General features: G+C 42.1%; 19 protein-coding genes. 10 read left to right on the top strand and 9 right to left on the bottom strand.

The genetic code is table 11. The features are described 5' to 3' along the window. Position 1: 1 nt before the first annotated feature. Positions 2–994 carry an S-methyl-5-thioribose-1-phosphate isomerase gene (gene mtnA, locus HYU97_01380; GenBank protein ID MBI2335401.1) on the top strand — a complete coding sequence of 331 codons (993 nt, stop codon included), beginning with the start codon at positions 2–4 and terminating at the stop codon, positions 992–994. Next, positions 991–1,932, top strand: a complete 942-nt coding sequence (locus HYU97_01375; protein ID MBI2335400.1) for a branched-chain amino acid transaminase — start codon at positions 991–993, stop codon at positions 1,930–1,932. The genes mtnA and HYU97_01375 overlap by 4 nt, the downstream gene beginning before the upstream one ends. A 202-nt stretch (positions 1,933–2,134) precedes the next feature. Here the strand turns inward: HYU97_01375 and HYU97_01370 are convergent, their stop codons facing one another. The 5 genes from HYU97_01370 to uvrC all read right to left on the bottom strand — a co-directional run bounded on the left by HYU97_01370 (position 2,135) and on the right by uvrC (position 7,534). Further along, a complete protein-coding gene (locus tag HYU97_01370; GenBank protein ID MBI2335399.1) occupies positions 2,135–2,494 on the bottom strand; it encodes a hypothetical protein in 360 nt (119 codons plus the stop codon). Between the two features lie 269 nt (positions 2,495–2,763). Further along, entirely contained in the window at positions 2,764–3,594 is an 831-nt protein-coding gene (locus HYU97_01365; protein ID MBI2335398.1) for a nucleotidyl transferase AbiEii/AbiGii toxin family protein, read from the bottom strand. Positions 3,595–3,651: 57 nt separating this feature from the next. Further along, positions 3,652–4,473 carry a hypothetical protein gene (locus tag HYU97_01360; protein ID MBI2335397.1) on the bottom strand — a complete coding sequence of 274 codons (822 nt, stop codon included), beginning with the start codon at positions 4,471–4,473 and terminating at the stop codon, positions 3,652–3,654. 89 nt (positions 4,474–4,562) lie between these two features. Beyond that, positions 4,563–5,702, bottom strand: coding sequence for a tetratricopeptide repeat protein (locus HYU97_01355; GenBank protein MBI2335396.1), 1,140 nt, complete (start codon positions 5,700–5,702; stop codon positions 4,563–4,565). Next, the gene (gene uvrC, locus HYU97_01350) at positions 5,699–7,534 is read right to left on the bottom strand and encodes an excinuclease ABC subunit UvrC (protein MBI2335395.1); all 1,836 of its coding nucleotides are present in this window, start codon (positions 7,532–7,534) and stop codon (positions 5,699–5,701) included. Before uvrC ends, HYU97_01355 begins: the two co-directional genes overlap by 4 nt. Positions 7,535–7,620: 86 nt before the next feature. On the opposite strand from uvrC, the gene HYU97_01345 reads away from it, so the two are divergent. From HYU97_01345 to HYU97_01335, 3 genes are read left to right on the top strand one after another with little or no spacing between them, the layout of a single operon-like run. Beyond that, positions 7,621–8,979 (top strand): hypothetical protein, encoded by a 1,359-nt coding sequence (locus HYU97_01345; protein MBI2335394.1) that lies wholly within the window; start codon positions 7,621–7,623, stop codon positions 8,977–8,979. Between the two features lie 3 nt (positions 8,980–8,982). Continuing rightward, positions 8,983–9,522 carry a hypothetical protein gene (locus tag HYU97_01340; GenBank protein ID MBI2335393.1) on the top strand — a complete coding sequence of 180 codons (540 nt, stop codon included), beginning with the start codon at positions 8,983–8,985 and terminating at the stop codon, positions 9,520–9,522. Then, the gene (locus tag HYU97_01335) at positions 9,515–10,120 is read left to right on the top strand and encodes a M15 family metallopeptidase (protein ID MBI2335392.1); all 606 of its coding nucleotides are present in this window, start codon (positions 9,515–9,517) and stop codon (positions 10,118–10,120) included. Before HYU97_01340 ends, HYU97_01335 begins: the two co-directional genes overlap by 8 nt. Here HYU97_01335 and HYU97_01330 read toward each other — a convergent pair. Beyond that, positions 10,109–11,209, bottom strand: coding sequence for a 3-isopropylmalate dehydrogenase (locus tag HYU97_01330; protein MBI2335391.1), 1,101 nt, complete (start codon positions 11,207–11,209; stop codon positions 10,109–10,111). The two genes, HYU97_01335 and HYU97_01330, sit on opposite strands and share 12 nt — an antisense overlap. Positions 11,210–11,549: 340 nt before the next feature. On the opposite strand from HYU97_01330, the gene HYU97_01325 reads away from it, so the two are divergent. Beyond that, positions 11,550–12,326, top strand: coding sequence for a DUF2071 domain-containing protein (locus HYU97_01325; protein MBI2335390.1), 777 nt, complete (start codon positions 11,550–11,552; stop codon positions 12,324–12,326). Here the strand turns inward: HYU97_01325 and HYU97_01320 are convergent. Next, entirely contained in the window at positions 12,307–13,155 is an 849-nt protein-coding gene (locus tag HYU97_01320) for a Gfo/Idh/MocA family oxidoreductase (protein MBI2335389.1), read from the bottom strand. The genes HYU97_01325 and HYU97_01320 overlap by 20 nt on opposite strands. Further along, positions 13,152–14,060: a CoA transferase gene (locus HYU97_01315; protein ID MBI2335388.1), complete on the bottom strand. Its 909-nt coding sequence runs from the start codon at positions 14,058–14,060 to the stop codon at positions 13,152–13,154. The genes HYU97_01320 and HYU97_01315 overlap by 4 nt, the downstream gene beginning before the upstream one ends. A gap of 12 nt (positions 14,061–14,072) precedes the next feature. On the opposite strand from HYU97_01315, the gene HYU97_01310 reads away from it, so the two are divergent. The 3 genes from HYU97_01310 to HYU97_01300 all read left to right on the top strand — a co-directional run bounded on the left by HYU97_01310 (position 14,073) and on the right by HYU97_01300 (position 17,295). Next, positions 14,073–14,831 (top strand): menaquinone biosynthesis protein, encoded by a 759-nt coding sequence (locus HYU97_01310; protein ID MBI2335387.1) that lies wholly within the window; start codon positions 14,073–14,075, stop codon positions 14,829–14,831. Continuing rightward, entirely contained in the window at positions 14,803–15,867 is a 1,065-nt protein-coding gene (gene mqnC / locus HYU97_01305) for a dehypoxanthine futalosine cyclase (GenBank protein MBI2335386.1), read from the top strand. The genes HYU97_01310 and mqnC overlap by 29 nt, the downstream gene beginning before the upstream one ends. A 159-nt stretch (positions 15,868–16,026) precedes the next feature. Then, positions 16,027–17,295, top strand: coding sequence for an amidohydrolase family protein (locus tag HYU97_01300; GenBank protein MBI2335385.1), 1,269 nt, complete (start codon positions 16,027–16,029; stop codon positions 17,293–17,295). A 19-nt stretch (positions 17,296–17,314) separates the two neighbouring features. Here the strand turns inward: HYU97_01300 and HYU97_01295 are convergent, their stop codons facing one another. Beyond that, a complete protein-coding gene (locus HYU97_01295) occupies positions 17,315–18,115 on the bottom strand; it encodes a tetratricopeptide repeat protein (protein ID MBI2335384.1) in 801 nt (266 codons plus the stop codon). Between the two features lie 114 nt (positions 18,116–18,229). On the opposite strand from HYU97_01295, the gene HYU97_01290 reads away from it, so the two are divergent. After that, the gene (locus HYU97_01290; protein ID MBI2335383.1) at positions 18,230–20,047 is read left to right on the top strand and encodes a UbiD family decarboxylase; all 1,818 of its coding nucleotides are present in this window, start codon (positions 18,230–18,232) and stop codon (positions 20,045–20,047) included. Positions 20,048–20,076: the final 29 nt, after the last annotated feature.

Here is a 20,076-nt window from a genome sequence, read left to right as displayed (position 1 = left end):
AATGAACCTTAAATTTAAAACCCTTGAGTGGAAAAATAATCAGCTGATTTTATTAGATCAACGCAAACTTCCGGCCCAAGAAATTTATCACACTTATCAAACCTACCAAGAAGTGGGCCTTGCCATCAAAGATATGGTGGTACGAGGTGCGCCGGCCATTGGAGTTGCGGCAGGTTATGCCATGGCTTTGGCTGCATTGAAATCTGAAGACCTTCAACAAGCCGCTACTTACTTAAAATCTACGCGCCCTACCGCAGTCAATTTAGCCTGGGCCGTGGAAAGAATTTTAAAACTTAAGCCTAAAAATCTGCAGGTTATTCTCAACGAAGCCAAGGCCATTGAAGCAGAAGACATTGAGATGTGCAGACTCATGGGCAAATGGGGCGCTGAATTGATTGAAAATGGCAAAACCTATCTTACCCATTGCAATGCCGGTGCATTGGCAACGGCAGGGCAAGGAACTGCCCTTTCGGTATTTTATGAAGCCAAACGCCAGGGAAAAACTTTTCAAGTGATCTCGAGTGAAACCAGGCCTTATTTACAAGGGGCTAGGCTCACCTGCTGGGAGCTTTCTAAAAATGGAATTCACACCTCACTGATAACCGACAATATGGTTGCCCATTTGATGAAGCTTGGGAAAATTCACGGGGTCTTTGTGGGCAGCGACCGCATTGCAGCCAATGGTGATGTGGCCAATAAAATTGGCACCTATGGGGTGGCAACCTTAGCCAAGGCCCATGCCATCCCATTTTATGCCGTGGCACCTACTTCTACGATTGATCTAAAAACCCCTAGTGGAGAACAGATTATTATCGAAGAACGACACCCCGAAGAAGTCACCCATCTTAATGGCATCCCCATTGCCCCCGCAGAAATAAACGTCTTCAATTATAGTTTTGACGTCACCCCTCACGAACTGCTAAGCGCCATCATTACTGAAAAAGGAGTTGCAAAAAAACCGTTTTCAGAGAAACTACAAGGATGGCTCAAATGACTCAAAAAGAAAAAGTAGGCGGTGTCCCTAAAGTCGATAAAATATGGCTCGATGGCAAGATGGTGCCCTGGGATGAAGCCAAAGTTCATGTGCTCACTCACACCTTGCATTATGGCTTGGGCGTTTTTGAGGGCATCCGCTGCTATCAGCGGCCAGACGGCAAAAGTGTGATCTTTCGCTTGCGTGAACACATTGACCGGCTTTATGACTCTGCCCATATCCTCTTAATTAAAATCCCCTTTTCTAAAGAAGAAGTGATCGAAGCCTGTAAAGAAATTTTCCGAGTTAATAAACTCAAACATGGTTACTTAAGACCTTTAGTTTTCTTGGGCGATGGGGCCATGGGCCTACATGCGGTGCATAATCCCATTCGCGTGGCCATTATCGCTTGGGAATGGGGGACTTATTTGGGCGATGAAGGTGTTAAAAATGGGATTCGCGCTAAAGTTTCGAGTTTTACCCGCCATCATGTGAATGTCACCATGACCAAAAGTAAAGCGGTGGGTAATTATATCAACTCCATCTTAGCCAAACGCGAAGCCATGCTGGCTGGCTATGAAGAGACCATCATGCTCGATACGCAAGGCAATGTAAGCGAGTGCAGTGGTGAAAATCTCTTCTCGGTTAGAAAAGGGATTGTCAAAACTCCCCCCATTACTAGCGCACTAGAAGGCATCACGCGTGATTCGGTCATTCAATTGCTCAAGCGAGAAAAAATTCAAGTGATTGAAACGAATCTTACTCGCGATGAACTTTATATCGCTGATGAAATCTTTGTAACCGGCACCGCCGCAGAGATCACGCCTATTCGTGAATTAGATGATCGTATGATTGGGAGTGGGAACCCTGGCACTATTACGAAAAAAGTTCAGGCTTTATTTAAAGAAGCAAGTCAGGGGGCTGCAACACCATTCCCCGAATGGCAGGAAGTCGTCTAATTAACCCAATTCACCCAAGCTTTCCTCAACCCGCGCTCCGCTCCTCGTATTCGCGCTTAAAAAACGTTGGTTTGTATGAAGTTAGTGTATTCCCTCCGGTCATACCCTAACTTCAACAAACCATACGCTTTTTAAGCGCTCATGACTCGTCGCTCTCGCGCAAAGGGTTTCGTAAAGCTTGGGTGAATTGGGTTAATTAGACTTAGTTACAATCGCTGCGAAAGAATTTCTTTAAAACCGGATTGCCCTCTTCGACGAAACGTTCAACTGTTTCTTCCGCTTCTAAGTAAGGGCCACGCAGATTGCTAATGCTAATGGGTTTGGTATTTTTTAGCATGATCACTTGTTGGCGAGCATTGGGTAAATAAAGTGCACCGTATTTTTGTTGAAAAGGCGATGGCTCTAAGGCCCGAGGCACATAAACTCCACCGCAAGACAAAGTGCCTTGCGATTCTTGGGCCATTTCTTTGCAAGGGTTTGTAGCTGGAACCGAGGCTACGGTTTCTTGCTCAAGTTCACTTGAATCTTCTAGGTCATCCACATTTAAAATTTTTAGGTCCATATGTTTCACAAAACCCCCTTCATTCTCTGGTCCCCCTAATAATAAGACACAGCAATTATCATACCAGTTACCCTAAAAGTTTTAAGTGAAATGGGTTTGTTTTATCTAATAATTTTAGATAGTTATAATTTGATGAATCAAATGGAGATACAAAAAGCTAATTGTACAAGAATCCGAGCCTTTGAAGAGTCAAAGATTTGACATTTGTGGAGTCCCAACCCACCCAGCCTATTGCAATAAGATGGCATTGAAGCTTTAGTTAAATTTAATCAAAAAAGATTATGGCAATTTGATAAAATGAAGTCTTCTTTTAGGCGATGTCGTTTGGCATCGGCTATCATCCTTTTTTCGTCTTCCGTGAGGTTTTTTAAGAATTGGTAACGACGCTGGCAATTGCCAATCAATTTTTTGGAATCGATTCTTCCACTTCTCCGAAGAAGCTGTTTCAAATCATCCCAGTCATACCGACTTGATTGTATTTTTTCTAAAAACCTTTGGGGATCAAAGATATCGCGAACATTCCAGAACTTAGTCACAGTAAGAGCACGGATCAAGTTGGCAATAAAGGGTTTCTCCGCAGCCTGAGCAAGATCATAAAGGTCCCGTGATCTAACGCGCTGGGCGGCTGCTCGAATTTTCTCTGCCAGCAGTTCCTCAAATTGCAAACAAGGAACAGAAAATGGAGAAAACTCAAGATACTTAAAATAAGCCTGCGCCTTGAGTGGCATCGAGACAAGAGGTAAAGAAGGTGTTTCTCTAAGGCTGATTTCCAATTTAAAAAAAGCTTCATGCCAATCATGACGATAACGGATTACTGCACCACAGGCAGATTGATCATCGGTCACATAAAAATCTTTCACTGCTACATTAAATTGAATTCCATAAGCCGACTTCCTTAAATTTTGGACCACTTCGAGAATAAGGTCATCTGGATTTGTTTTCTGGTCTATTCTTGTAAAATCCAGATCAAGGGAAAATCGGGTTTCTTTCCCATAGATACATTTACGAAGCGCTGTACCCCCTTTAAACGCAAGTTTCTTTAGAATTTGAGTTTCTTCAAAAACTTTTAAAACATAAGTTATGTGTAATTTCCCTTTCAGCTATTTCAAGAGGAACTTGTGCTCCATTAGCAAACATATCCGCATAACGTTGTTCCATCATACAATTTGAATCTCCCCTATAAGCTCTTGCTGAGGGACATTAATTACCAGGTTCCAATCTTTATTATGGCTACCCTTTATTCCCCATCTGCTCGGTTCACCCAAAAAGGCCGGGTTTCTTGCGACTTGGCTTTTGAGATAATTTTGAAGAGCTTTGCTCAGCTTGACTTTGAACATTGCCGATAAATAGGCAAATCTCCTAGACAAGGCAGTGTTATTCATTTTTTTGAGATAATCGAGCAATTTGGAACTATTAAGGCCTTTTCTTGCCTCAAATAGAACTTGCGCACTAGCCTCAATACCACCCACCAGATCTGGCCGGTCTAAGGCATCCAAAACAGTGCGTTCTAGATCCGAAATTTTTACCTTTTCACCAAAAAGGGTCGTCTCTTCAAATCCAAAAAATCTTTTCTTGGAGAGAGTAATAAATTCAAAGCGGACATTTTTAATCTCAAGAGGCCTCTTCAATCGTGTGGCAGAAATATGAATAACCGATGGAATTTGAGTCAGCAAGCCATAATGAATACAGGCAATGCGATACGCAAAAAAATAAGGTATGCGAAGAAGTCTTGCGATAAAATAAGGATTCATCTCGGGAATACCTTTGGACCCACGATTCGCTCCAATGAGTAAATAATGGCCTCGCAAGAGGCGCTCTAACCAACCCTTCTTAGATAAAACATGGGCCAGTTTTCTTGCATAGACCGATGAGCACCGGAGACGTTGGCTGATTTCCCTCAAACTGATGATCTGCTTCTTTTCCCATTCAAGAGCCAAAATGAGGTCCGATTCCCGTTTTGAGAGGGTCCTGTTACTCATGCTATTCATATATCATAAAGTTACTAATTTAGTAACAAAATAATGCCTAATTATAAATACTAATTTTTATGATGAGAATAATTGATCCATCAACATTGATGATTCACTTCAGGGCGAGAACAAAGCTGTTCTAATGAGTTTTGAATATTTTTTTTAAGCTCTTTTGAAATGCCTCTTACTTCTTTAGCCTTTTTATATTTGTTGATGGCGGTGGGATAATTTTTTGCAGCTTCTTCTAATAACCCCGGCCAATAATGTGCCTCTGCTGCCAGATTAGAGTAAAACCCTGTGTCAAAGCTAATGGCCTTGGCAAATAGGTCTTTGGCTGGTTCATTTTTCCCTAAGTCTTTGTTCAAACGACCCGCATGGTAATAGGCTAAGAAAAGATAATTTTTATGGCAGGGATTTTTTTGACAAAAATCAGCTAACTCTAAAAAACTTTGAATGCCTTTGGTTCGATCTTGTAATTCATAAGTCCGTGCTTTTTGAAATTTAAATTCAGGATTATTGGGGAACTCTTTTTCTAAATTTTGGATAAAATTAAACGCAAGGCTCGCATTTTTTTCATAGTCTAAATAAATATTAAACAAGGCATACTTTGTATCCCAAACAAAAGGATGGTTCCCACCCAATGCTTTGTTGAGTTCGCTTAAGCCTTGGCTGCGGCTCCCCTTAATCCCCAACAAGCCTCGAAAAGACCTGGCACCACTGGGGATATTATCGGCTAAATAATGAAAACCACCTAAACTCAATAAGGCATCCACTCGACTAGGATCCTTTTTAACCGCCTTTTCCAAATGTTTTTGACACTTTTTGGCCGTAAGCACGGCTTTCATCCAAGAACCTACATCCGAATATTTGCGACCTAAAAACAAATAACTTTGCCCTAAATCAATGAGCTTATCGACATTTTCTTGATCTTTATCCCAATAATGAAAGGCCTTGTCGTTGGCTTTTTCTAATAAATCAACCATCTCTTTTTGGGCAGCCCGCCCCTGCCCTGTTAATGCAGCTTTCCAGTCTAAAATATTCCCCTTAATAAAGTACCCATTAGGATCATCGGGTGCACTTTGAATATACGACTCAATCACTCTTAAGGCCGATGCATAATTCCCCTGGAAGGCTAAATGATTGGCTTCGGCCAATCGAGGGTCCCAATTTTTCGCCCAAGTTTTAACCCCCATCAAATTAAAGAGAATTAATATCCATACCCAACGCTTAAAATTCATAGCTGCTCCTTAATGCTTTTGGCTAATTGTAAAGAAACACGAGCCACTTTGGCAAGTGCGATAGGATCCGCTGCTTGAATACCTTCAATACTGCCAAAGGTTGTTAAGAGTTTTTGCATACGTTTAGGCCCTACTTGCCTAATATCTTTAAGCTGCGATTTCATTCCTGTATTATCCCGTAATTGACGATGATAAGTAATCCCAAAGCGATGGGCTTCATCACGGATTCTTTGTAATAAATGCAATTCAGGGCTGTTGTTTGCTAAGACAACGGGATTAAGCCGATTGGGCAAAAAAACCCGTTCTTGGGTTTTAAATTTTTTACCTTTTTTCTCTTTGATTCGACTTTTAGCTAACCCCACCACATCAATATTAATGATATTTAATTCCTTGAATAACCTCAAAGCAACATTGAGTTGAGCCTTGCCGCCATCCATAATGATCAAATCAGGCAAACTCCATTTTGAGTCGCTAGGATGCTGAATGATATTTTGAATTCGCCGCTGTAATACTTCATAAAGCATGGCAAAATCGTTAGCCTGATCAACGGTTTTAATTTTGAACCGGCGGTAGCCTTGTTTATAAGGTTCACCCTCCACAAAAGTTACCATCGAACCTACAGAATCTTGCCCCTGAAAATTAGAGATGTCGTAACATTCAATGGCCCGTGGCAGATTTTTTAAATTTAAGGCTTGTTTTAAGTTTTCTAAAATGAGTTCAACATTCGATTGCCTTTGCTGACGTTGCATCAATTGTGTTTTGGCGTTTTTTTCTGCCAATTGTACCATTTTTAATTTTTCACCTTTTTGCGGCAATCGCAATTGAACTTTTAAACCTGCCCGTTCTGATAACAAATCAGCCAATGCACCAACATCGGCTGGTAAGCGAGAAAACAATAAAATGGGTGGAATAAATTTTGTCTCACCATAGTATTGCACAACCACCTTTGACAAAAATTCTTCATCGGGTTCATAAACTTTTAAGGGAATAAAATGAGTGTCGGCTAACTTTCCGGCTCGAATCATCATGATGCAAATAACCACTTGGTTTTGCTGCCGGTCATAACTTAACACATCCCAATCGTAGTCTTGGTGTGAAACGACTTTTTGTTTTTCTAAAGTACGTTCAATGTCTTTTAGCAAATCGCGAAGCCTGGCTGCTTCTTCAAAATTTTCTGCCTCAGCGGCTTGGAACATTTGTGCCTTCACGTTATTTTTAAGTTCTTGATCTCGACCATAAAGAAATAATTTTACTTGTTGAATCATCTCGGCATATTTTGCTTGAGAAACATAACCCACACAGGGCGCATCACATTTTTTAATTTGATACATAAGGCAAGGCCTACTGCGATTGGCAAAGTCATGGTCTTGGCAGGTGCGCAGGCGAAAGTGCTGCCCCACAAATTCAACCACCGATTGGCAGGCATAAGCACTGGAATAAGGTCCAAAATAAAGGGTCCCGTCTTTTAAAATTTTGCGTGTCTTATAAAGGCGAGGAAAGGGGTGCTGCACCGACAAGGCCAGACTAACGTAAGATTTGTCGTCTTTTAAAAAGAAATTATATTTGGGTTGATATTTTTTAATGTAGGTATTTTCAAGCAGCAATGCTTCTTTTTCATTGTCGGTGACGATAAAGTCAATGTCGGCCACCTTGGCCATCAAATATTTAATTTGATACCGATCACCGGCTTGTTTTAGAAAATAACTTTTGACCCGATCTCGCAGTGAAGTCGCCTTACCAATGTAGAGAAGATGCCCCGCCTTATCTTTCATCAAATACACCCCTGACGAACGAGGGAAGTTTTTTATTTTTGTGTGCAAATCTTGTGGCATTTTAAGCATCCTACCCAAATTTGTTGACATTGAGCAATGGCACGCCTTATTCTAGACCACCTTAACCCCTTGCAAAAAGGTTTTTTATGAAAATATTTTGGTTATGTTTGTTGACTGTATTGTTCATCATTGTTCCACTTACCAATTCCCACGCTGAAAACAAAATCTCCATGTCCCTTGTGGCTTCAAACGGCATTGATCAAGAACTACCCCTGCAAATTTTTCAGGGAAAGCCCTGGCATGCCAACCCAAAGGCTCAATACGTCAAAGTTCACCTCTACCCCGACGAAAGTTTTCCTTTTAAAAAAATTGAGGTTATTCCCTGCAATGGTGAATGGAATGACAGTATAGTTGTTTATCGTAATTTTGATGAAGGCAGTTGGGAACTAACTAAGTTAAAGCCTACGGTTGAATCCAATTATCCTTTCACTGCACGCTCTCTCACTTTTAATTTCAGAAAAAACGCGCCACTCTGTCTTAAGGCCATCAAAATTTACAAAGAAAAGGAAGATGCGGCCTCGCTCTATACCTTTGAAGTGCCTCGAGTCGTAAAAGGCACGGCCTTAGCTAGCCATACCTACGACCAAAATTATGATGTGATGAATCTCTTTGATTCTCGTTTTGAATATGCGTGGTCAACAGCAAAAATAACCACTGGTGTTTCTTTGCGCTTTAATTTTGACCAAGGTGAAACGGTTGAAAAATTGAGAATATGGAATGGCTACCAACGCTCGGACATTCATTGTTTCTCCAATGCCCGCGTTAAGACTTTTTTATTGGAAGGTGACAATGGCTATCATGAGACCGTCACTTTAAAAGATATTATGGGTTTCCAAGATGTTGCCTTACCAAAACCATTTACTGGCAAAGAACTAACCATGACTGTTCAAGAGGCCTACCCCGGCAAACAATACCAAGACCTGGTGGTTAGCGAATTGCGGTTTTTTGATGGCAAAGGGTGGTTTATGTTAAACCCCTTGCAAAATATTCAGCGTTTAAACCAATCGAATGCAAATTCTTTCACCCAAGCAGGGGTGGCTGAAATTTTGAACAACGACTTAATGGGTGCCGAAAAAGGCTCAAAGGGCTTTGGCAATTGGAACCTAAGGTTACGCAGCGATGGCAGTATGTTCATGGATGGTTTATCAGAAAAGGGTGCTAATTACCTCGATTTTTATGCCCTCGGTAATTACGAGGTGATTAAATCTCAAACCAACCAACTTGATCTTAAGATCTTTGGATTTTTAAAAACCACCAAAACGCCAGTTGAAATGGATTGTAATGGCTGTGGCCGCGATTGCAATCTCAATAAAGATCCAGCCCTACAGCAATCTATTTTTATTGACTACATTACCTTGAAAAAGATGGGGGCTCAATATATCGTCACTCACACCAAGCCTCAACAACGAATCACCTTTAAACAATTGGAACTCAAACTGGAGTAATTTGTGACACGAAAATTTTTTAGCCAATTTGCAATAAGTCTATTTTTCTTACTTACTCCGCTGACGGGTTTTGCTGAAGTCGTAAGCACTAAAATTCTGTGGCAATATATTGGTAAATTGCCTGCTGTCAAAATTTATGAACCTGCGGCGGGGCGCCCCATCACTGTGTGGGAAACTCAATCGGTTAAAAATTTAAGCTTAGCCCCCGTGGGAAAAGAAATTAGCGATTCCACTTTAAGATTAATCCCCGGTAGCACGACCACATTTATTTTAGTGATGCAAAATCCGACGAATAAAACCTTTCATTTTTTTGCTGCCCCTCACTACGTTAACCCCCCTGAATTTTCTCTAGGTTTTAAATTTAAATGCCTATGTATCAACCATATCTTTAAAGTAGGCCCCAAAGAAGTATGGTATCGAGTGGTTGAACTCAACCTAGCCAAAGAATTTGTTGGCAATCACCTCGACATTACTCATTCCATTATTGAGGTCGATGCCAACCGGCCACCCCCCAATATGACCTCAAGCCACAACCATGAATAAAATTTTCGTCGCGTTGCTCTTATTTTTTATTCCTGTTGCCGTTTGGGCGCAGACTAAAGGTTTAGATAACAACCCCTTAGTCGAAGTAAAGCAAATCATTCCCGACATTGTACTTGATATTCGTTATGCCACCCCTAACAATTTTTTGAAACAAACAGTTTACCCTGAACCCGTAGCTTTTTTGCGAAAAACTTCGGTTGAAAAATTAAAAGTTGCTGCAGAAATTTTACGAACTCAAGGCTATCGCATCAAACTTTTTGATGCCTACCGCCCTCTCACCGTTCAAAAAAAGATGTGGGCGATTATGCCCAACTCCCGTTATGTCGCTAACCCCAGCAAAGGATCCGTGCACAATAGGGGCGGTGCAGTTGATTTAACCCTGGTAACCCTCGATGGCAAAGATGTTGAGATGCCCTCGGAATATGATGAATTTAATGAAAAGGCCCATCATGGGTACCCCATGGCAAGTGACTTAGCTAAAAACCATGTGGCCATTCTAAAAGAGGCCATGCTGAAGGCCGGGTTTAAGTCTATTCCCACCGAATGGTGGCATTATAATGACCCTGAGGCTAAAGCCTGGCCAGTCTTAGACAAGTAACTCTTGAATGATAAGGTCGGCTTGCTGGCGAGTAGAAACACCACTGTGAATAGTAAGATTAGGAATTTTGCCAGAGGCCAAGACTTTTTCAACGGCTTTTTCAAGGGCAATGCCGGCGGTTTTTTCACCGATTTCTTTGAGCATCAGCGACCCACTTAAAATTGCGGCAATCGGGCTTACCGTGCCTTTGCCATAATCTTTGGGGCTTGAACCATGAATGGGCTCAAACATCGAAGTGCCTTCGGGGTTGATACAACCGCTAGCCCCCACTCCCATGCCACCAAATAAACTCGCGGTTAAATCAGTGATTATATCGCCAAACATATTACCCGTGACAATAATATTAAACCACTCGGGCGAACTGCTCACCAGCAGTGGGCCATTGAGGGCATCAATATGTTGATAATGTATTTTTACATCAGGATATTCGCTCTTACCCATGGCCTCAAAACGTGGTTGCCACAGGCTTGCAAAAACGTTGGTCAGCACATTGGATTTGCCACCCAACACCACGGGGTAATCTTGGCCCGTTTCAGATTTTTTGCGACGAGCTAGTTCAAACGCATAGCGGTTTACTCGATCGACCTGCAAATCAGTATATTCCATGATTTGGGTCGCATAAACCACAGCACCTGCTTGATTTTTTTTAACTTCACCTTTGCCGGTGTAAAGATCACTGGTACCTTCTCGCACTACAATGAGCTCATAGCCATCCGGCAAACTGGGATGTAACTTTTTAATCGGAACATCTACGCCCTTATATAATTTTGCGGGGCGTAAATTGACATATTGATCTAAATCAAAACGAATTTTTAATAAAATCCCCTGCTCCACTTCACCTTTGATCAAATGAGGATGACCAACGGCACCAAAAACAATGGCATCATGATCTTTCAACTCACATACCACAGAATCGGGCAGCAATTCCCCTGTTTTGACATAATGCTCGCCCCCATGAGGATAATGTGTGGTCGTATACTGCAATCCAAATTTTTTGGCTAAAACCTCTAAAACCCGCATTTCCTCGATCACAACTTCTTTACCAATAAAATCACCGGGCATGATTGCTAATCGATAAATCTTTCCCATATGAACGCCTTGTAAATCATCAATTGTTGATTTTATCAAGGAGTAATGCCTCAGTTTTAGGGGCCTTAGCTTTCCTCAACCCGTGCTCCGCTCCTCGTATTCGCACGTTTGTTTAGAAGCTTGTCCCGAGGTTTTACGAGGGATCTCCTTGTTCGTAGGAGATCCTTCGCTAAGGCTCAGGACAGGCTTCTACAAACCATATGTTTTTTAAGCGCTCATGACTCGTCGCTCTCGCACAAAGGGTTTCAGAAAGCTAAGGCCCCTAAAACTGAGGCATTACATCAAGACTCTGATGAGAGTTACGCCTTGACCCTACTCTTAGCCTCAAGTAGAAACTCGCATGCTCTATTTATTTAAGCGGCACCGCTTTCCCACCAAGGCACTTTTACGGGAAGCTCTAGTTTTAACCTTTGCCCTGCCGGCGGCTCTCTTAGAACCTTGGCTGGCACCGAGTCTAAAGCTTGAAACCCTCCATCGTGATAAAAAAAATTATGGATTGCTCTACTTAACTCTATTTCAAATGGAAGCCTTACGGCTTGCTTCTTTACCCAGTTGGCTAGGCAAAAATTTATTTTTAGCAAGTTATGGTTTGTTAGTTCGCTACAAAACAAAAAACGGAAAACTGCTGCGCGGCTTTCGAACGTTACGCAGCGATACTGATCAACGAGTGTTTTCTATCTTTGGAAATTTTTTCACCCATGATTATTTTCAACTTGCTGATGCCCGCATCAACAAAAACCCTCATTTAATACACATTCAACTCAAGACCATTTACAATCAAGCCAATTTAGATTTGAAGATCAAGTTTGACCACCCTACTACCGCTCTTCCTAAAGGAAGCCTTTTTAAAAATGAAAAAGAGGCCAAGCTTTTGGGCGATCTCCCAAACTACTATTTAAATTATGAACGAGAAACTCACTCCATGATTGTCATTCCTATGGAACGCCCCCAATGGCGCACCCAATTTGTACCTACCGAAATTATTCGTTGTAGTTTCTTTAATCAAGAAGGTTTCAACACCAGCCGGCCTATTCTTTTAAGCTCAGTTTATGCTCATGATATAGAATGCTTGTGGAAAGCCGGAATGTGCGAGGCCGTTAATCGCGGAATTTTTTGACCGCATCATCAATAGCATCGGCCCATTGTAAAACTTGCAGAACGGCTTGATCAGAAACATAGGGCATGCCTTGGCCGTGGAGGCGGTTTAAAAAACATTGAAAATCTCGCAAAAAAAGCCCTTTGGTTTCTTTTTTAAGAGGTGAAATTAATTTGTCACCCTTAACTGTTGTTAAACAAACTTGTTGGAATCTCGTAAGGTCTTTTCGCCGCTGATAATGAAGATTGAGTTTAGAAATTTTTTGCGAAATAAAATCAACTTTTAAATCAAAGCCATCCTGGGTTTCGCTATAATCAATTGTTTGAAGGTGAGCCATATGGTCTAAATCAAACAGGACATGCAATCTCCCAACACACAAATGCCCTACACTCCCTTGTCGATAAGCTTGTTCTACCCAACCTTGTAAATCGCCCCCCGCTTCTAAATTAATGGCTGCGATGGCTTGTGTCTTACATTGATTTTTAAGCCAAGCATGGTTTTGCGTCAAAAGACCGATCTGCTCCACCTGAAGTACTCGATGATGTTGATGTGCTAATTCGAATAACTCGCTACCTTGGGCATGGGTTAAGCATAGGGGAAACTCTACTAAGACATGCTTGTTTGCCTGCAAAGCAGCACGAGCAAATTCATAATGAGTTTTATTTTCGGTAGTTAAAATAATGGCATCAACAGCTTGTGAACTTAAAGCATCTTCAAAAGTCATATTGCCCATTTCTCGCCTAGAAACGGTGCCTACTAATTGACAATCATTGCACGATTGAAGGTCGCGCAGCCTTGCTAAACCTGCTCGCCCTAAACCCACAATAACAATGCCTAGTTTATTTTTCATTCTAAAAAACTTAAGCAGGCATCGATGTTTTTTAGCTGTTCTTTCCATTGGGCCAGAGTTTTAGTGGCGATGGTTTGGGTGATGGCTTCAATGGCTAAAGGGTCGTCGTTTTTGATATGAGTGAGGCCAATATTTTTCAAAAATGTTTGATAAAATTTGGGCTCGATGGCCGCAACTACCAGGCGTTTGTGATCGAGGGTATGATAGATGTGATAACGGGCCAGCCCCCCTGAAAGGATGGGGATGAGATGTTCGGCCCCGGCTAAATAGGCTTGCATAAACTGCATGCCTTCCAAAATGCTGCTATAAACATGTTTGGCTTTGCGTTTTTTGGCAGGTTCAAAAAGACCACTCAAAACTTGAAGGGCGAGTAAATATCCACCTGCCAAATCAGCCAATTGTAGCGCTGGGATTTTATTAGAACTCGCATCATAAAAATATTGGTACACCCCCGATTCCACCAAAAAATTTAAATCATGCCCCGCCTTTTCAAATTGGGCGCTCCCTTGTGGATAACCGGTCATGCTAAAATAAAGCAGCTTCGCATTCCATTTTTTTACCTGCTTAAAACCAAAACCCAAACGTTCTAACACCCCAGGGCGAAAGCCCTCTAACATTACATCCGCTTCAGCAATAAGCTTGCGCACTTTATTTTGATCTGTCTTATTTTTTAAATCAGCGGTTAAAAATTTTTTACCCTTTCTTAACCAATCAAAGGGCGAATATTCCGTAAGCAAGGGATCCGAGGTGGGCGGCAGCACACAAGTGACCTTTGCGCCCATTTGAGCCAGGATTGAGCTGGCGAAGGGGCCAGGAAGCAATCGGGAAAAATCCACAATTCGTATATTTTTTAATGTCTTCTTAAAGGGGGTTCGTATCCCTTGACTTGAAGCGCTATTCTTCATAAATCCTCACCTATGATGATTCGATTGGGTTGTCCTGCTTATCTTAATTCTAAGGCCTTAGTTTATGGCCTTGATCCAAACCAATATTCTATTAGCTTTGATACCCCAAGTTCGCTACAAAAAAAATTGGCCCAAGGTGAAATTGATATTGGGCTTTTACCCGTGGTGGCTTATCTAGAAAATCCTGTTTTAAAGATTTTACCCGGCATGGGCATTTGTTCACGAGGCCCTGTGCAAAGCGTGGGACTCTTTCCAACCTCCCCTAAAATTAATCTATTAAATGTTAAAAAAATGAAGCTTGACCCCGCTTCTTTGACTTCTCGAAAATTATGCCAAATTTTGCTGACCCAAAATCATGGTAGAAGTTTTAATGAAATTTCTTGGGATGAACCCAAGGATTTCGAAATGGAATTACTCATTGGCGACACCTGTCTAACTCAGAGCGAATCTACACGCATGATTGATTTGGGAGAGGCTTGGCAACAATGGACCCAAAAACCATTTGTTTATGCCTGTTGGATGACTCACCTAGATCATTTATCACACGTGGTCGCTGATTTGCACGCTGCCCTTGCGCAAGGCTTAAAAAATCTTGAAAAAATTGCCCACACCCAAAAAATCATTAGACCCGAGCTTGCCTGGAAATACCTTACCCAAAACATCTATTATGAGCTTGGCAACCACGAACTTGATGGTTTAAAGACTTTCTTTCAATACATTAAGAAAATGGAGCAAACCGAACATGACCATCCCATCGAATTTGTCGCATAAGATTGAAGCGGGCGAAAGAATTTCATCCGAAGAAGCCTTGGCTTTATTTAAAGAAGTCGATCTCATGACCTTGGGGCAATGGGCTAATCAATTGAATCAACGTAAAAATCAAGATGTGATTAGTTATGTGGTAGACCGTAACATCAATTACACGAATGTCTGTGTGCTACGTTGTAAGTTTTGTGCCTTTCGGGCAGACAAAGGCGCAACGAATAGTTGGGAACACACCCATGCAGAAATTGATGAAAAGATCGAAGAACTCTTAAAAGCAGGTGGCACTCAAATTCTGATGCAAGGCGGGCATCATCCCGATTTTAAATTAGACTACTACTTAAACTTACTCTCTCATATTAAAGCAAAATATCCTCAAGTTACGATTCACGCCTTTAGCCCACCCGAGCTGCATCATATTGCGAGATTATGTAAACTTTCTTATCAGCAGTTACTTTCCGAATTAAAAAAGGCGGGTCTCGACAGTATCCCCGGTGGAGGGGCTGAGATTTTAAATGATAAAATTCGTCGGGAATTATCTGCCGGCAAATGCAGTGCGGCTCAATGGTTAGAGGTATGCGAGACCGCACATCAATTGGGCATTCAAGGTTCGGCCACCATGATGTTTGGCCATATTGAAACGCTTGAAGATCGCATCCAACACATGAATTTACTGCGCACCTTGCAAGATCGCACTCAAGGTTTTTTTGCATTTATCCCTTGGACCTTTGTGCCAGGAAATTCTCCGCTTAATCTTGCTTCAGTAGGTGGCCACGATTATCTTAAAACCTTGGCTGTTAGTCGAATCTTTATGGACAACTTTAAAAATATCCAAATAAGCTGGTTAACCCAAGGGATTAAATTAGCCCAAGTCGCTATTTATTTTGGCGGCAATGACATGGGATCCACCCTGCTGGAGGAAAATGTAGTACGCAGTACCGGGGTTGGTAATAAAACGACGGTGGACGAACTTTGTCGCGTGATCACCCAAGCTGGAAAAATCCCCCGCCAACGTAATACCTTTTATCAATACCTCCATAACTAAGGAGGACATAGTCTACTACACATCTGACTTCGGCTCATGGCCTACGACTGCGTCAGATTTCACAAAAAATTCATCGACGTAGCTTAGGCTACGCCTCCAAATTTTTTGCTCATCTTCCTTGTCTCGGCTCATGATCCTGTGTCATATGTGCAGTAGACTATGTCCTCCTTAGTAAGGCATGTTGTGAACTCCTTAGTCTTTGCCAAATTTTTAAAGAATCCTCAGCAAGCTATCGTTGAAGATGCTGCTGTATGGGTGCAAGGCGATTCTATCAGCTATGCAGGACAAGCGGCTGGCTTACCTTCAAAAGCTCACCAAGAAAAAAATCGAGTTCATCTCAAAAATTTTGCCATCTTTCCTGGATTAGTGAATGCGCATTGTCATTTAGAATTAACCCTAGCAAAACCTTTGCCCTATCCAGGTTCTTTCACCGAATGGATTCGAGTTTTGCTTGAAACAAAAAATAATTTTAGCACCAAAACTTGGCGCAACAATATTCAAAGGGGGATTGAGCAAAATTTAGCAGCCGGGGTTACCACCCTAGGAGATCACGCCAGCTTTAACAGTGATTTTGAGGCCCTTTTACGAATGCCTTTTCGAGGTAGAATTTTTTTGGAAAATTTAGGAGTTATTCCTGAAATTGCTGAAAGCATTTACCATCAAACCCAACGATTAGCTCAAGAATATGAAAAAAATACTTCGCTTTTGACGTTTAACCCTTCCCCTCATTCTGTTCATGCCTTAGACCCTTTGGTTTTAAAAAATTTCAAAGATCAAAATCACAAACTTCTTTCTATTCATTTGCTGGAAAGCGCCGCAGAGCGCGACTATTTTGAAAAAAATGCGGGTGAATTATTTCAGTTTATTGTTGAAAGGGGGGTGTACCCTACTCCCTCTCATTCAAGCCCCATCGCAACGCTCGCCGAGTTGGGGATTTTAGATCACCCCCTGATGGCAATTCATCTTAATTATATTAATGATGCCGATTTAGCCCTATTGGCTCAGAAGTCTATTCCGGTTATCCATTGCCCCTTGAGCCATGAATATTTTCATCATGACCCATTCCCCTTAGAAAAATTATTGAAGCGAAATATTACGCTAGGCTTAGGCACCGATAGCTTAGCCAGTAGTCGAAATCTTTCAATGTTAGAAGTACTACGCAGTATGAAAGAAAAATACCCGGCACTTTCTGAAGAAGATATTTTTATAATGGCAACAAAAAATGGCGCTAAGGCCCTACAACTGGGACATGAGATCGGCTCGCTTGAAGCAGGCAAAAAGGCCGACCTCATCGGTGTTTCTGTTGATGACAGCCAAGACCCAATGCACAGCCTGTTTCAAAGTGAATCGGTTGACTTTTCGATGATCAATGGGAAAATTCTTTTGCCTGGGTCATCATGGATCCCCCGGCTTCAGACCGGGGGATGACATTTGTTTAATCCCTTTTTTATTTATTTTCTAACTTATTCTTCAATTTAGCACGGTTGGAATAGGCTTCAGAATCGTTGGGATTGAGCTCAATGGCCTTGCTTAAATCATCAATGGCCTTTTGATACTGTTTCATGTCTTCATAAACCAGTGACCGATTAAAATAGGCATCGGCATATTTAGGATCTAACATAATGGCCTTGGTGTAATCTGCAATTGAAGGGGCCATCTGACCCAAGATGTGCCTTACTAAGGCGCGATTATTGTAAGCTCGAACAAATTTAGAATTTAGTTCAATGGTCTTATCATAATCAACCAAGGCTTGATTATATTGTTTAAGTTTGTGGTAAATCAGACCCCGTTGATAATAGGTATCGTAAACCTTTGAACCCAAATCTAAGGCCTTGTTGATATCGACAAGAGCTTCTTGTTGTTGACCCGAATAATAATAAACAATACTGCGGTTGTAGTAAGCATTGATATATTTTGGATCGTATTGAATCGCTTTAGAATAATCGGTGATAGCTTCAGGGTAGCGTTTACCATCATGATGAACTAGGCCGCGATTATAGTAGGCAATGGCATAATCGGGCTTTAATTCAATGGCCTTGGAATAATCGGATAAGGCCTCTGGCATTTTACCCATATCATAATAAGTCACACCTCGATTGAGATAGGCCACAGGATCTTTGGGATTAAGCTCAATCGCTTTATTATGATCCCTCAAAGCCTCATCTAATTTACCTTGGGCTTGGGCACTTACTTGAAACGACGCCATGGCAAACAAAACAGCTAAAACAATACGATGGATTCTTATCATGGTTCACTCTCTTTCTTAATATTTTGCTAACTTTTTTAAGGACCGTAAGTGTTAAAAATACCCCCAAGTTCAAAAAAACTCCACAAAAATTTTAAATCTGTTATTGGCCACACCATGGGTTACAAAAATCTTCAGGCCTGTGTACAAGATCTTCTCAAACATCACCAATTGCTTTTATTTGAAGAACCGGTTGATCCAAACCTCGAAGTAAGTGCCATCCAACGCCGGGTTTGTGAAAATCGAGGGCCAGCCATTTTGTTCACAAAAGTGAAAAATAGCCCTTTTCCTATGTTAGGCAATCTTTTTGGGACCGAAGAACGCTGCCATTTTTTATTTCGCGACACCCTCGATCGAGTTCAACAGCTTTTTTCGCTTAAGGCAGACCCTACTCAATTATTGAAACACCCTGGCCAACTTTTAAAACTCCCTCGCGCCGCCCTGCACCTCTTACCCAAAAAAGTTAAAAAAGGCCCGATTTTAGCCCATTCCATTAAAATTCATCAACTCCCCCACCAAGTTTCTTGGCCTCAAGATGGCGGCGCCTTTATCACCTTGCCCATTGTTTACACCGAAAGCATTGCCCAGCCTGGCTTGCAACATGCTAATTTAGGGATGTATCGCATTCAACTATCGGGTGGGCAGTATGTGCCCGATGAAGAAATCGGTCTGCATTATCAAATCCATCGTGGGATTGGCATACACCAAACCTTAGCCACCGAGGCCAAACTTCCTTTTCGAGTTAATATTTTTGTAGGAGGCGCACCGGCTCTATCGGTTGCAGCCGTGATGCCCATGCCGGAGGATATGTCGGAATTAACCTTTGCCGGGCTCTTAGGTGGCCGACGTGTCCCGATGATTATGGGAGCAAGCCCACTTCCCATTTATGCCGAGGCCGATTTTTGTATTGCCGGAACGGTCATCCCAGGGAAACTACTCCCTGAAGGGCCTTTTGGTGACCACTTGGGTTATTACAGCCTAACCCACGATTACCCTGTGCTGAAAGTTGAAAATGTCTACCATCGCCCAGGCGCCATTTGGCCTTTCACTACCGTAGGGCGCCCCCCGCAAGAAGACAGTACTTTTGGCAAATTTATCCACGAACTCACGGCACCCCTTATTCCAAGCGTGGTTCCGGGAGTGCGTCGTGTGCATGCGGTTGATGAAGCCGGGGTGCATCCTCTGCTTCTAGCCATTGGTAGCGAACGCTACACTCCCTATAAACCCTTAACCGAACCCCAAGAAATTTTAACCCAAAGCCTTGCCATCTTAGGACAAGGCCAATTATCACTGGCAAAATATCTATTCATCGCGGCCCAGCAAGACAATCCCCATCTTGATCTTGAAAATATTCCGGCATTTTTTGAACACATGCTTTCTAGAATTGATTTCCGTCGCGATGTGCATTTTCAAACTCAAACCACCATCGACACTTTAGATTATTCAGGACATGGGTTCAATAAAGGGTCTAAGGTTGTTTTGGCCGCAGTAGGCTTAAGCAAAAGAAAATTGGCCACCCAACTTCCCAGCAATTTAAATCTACCCAACGGATTTAAAAATCCTCGCGTCATCTTGCCTGGCATTTTAGGAATTGAAGGTGCCACCTCCCAAACAACCACTGACTTTTGCCAAGTCTTTAAAGCCCATGACCCCATTAATCAATTTCCGTTAATCATCATCGCCGACAACACCAACTTTTTAAGTGAATCATTGCGCAATTTTTTGTGGGTAACCTTCACCCGCTCCAACCCTGCCACCGATATTGATGGTATTGAAAGCTTCACCCAGCAAAAACATTGGGGCTGCGCTGGTTCTCTTGTCATCGATGCTAGGGCCAAACCTCACCACGCCCCTGTTCTTATGCCTGATCCTGCCATTGAAAAACGCGTGGACGCGTGGGGAGTACAAGGGCAGCCCCTCCACGGCATTATTTAGGTCATATTGACATCTTCTGATAGTTATTT

It is taken from the genome of Deltaproteobacteria bacterium (genome assembly GCA_016183235.1).
Lineage (GTDB): Bacteria > UBA10199 > UBA10199 > DSSB01 > JACPFA01 > JACPFA01.
This window is presented reverse-complemented; position numbering and strand designations above follow the sequence as displayed.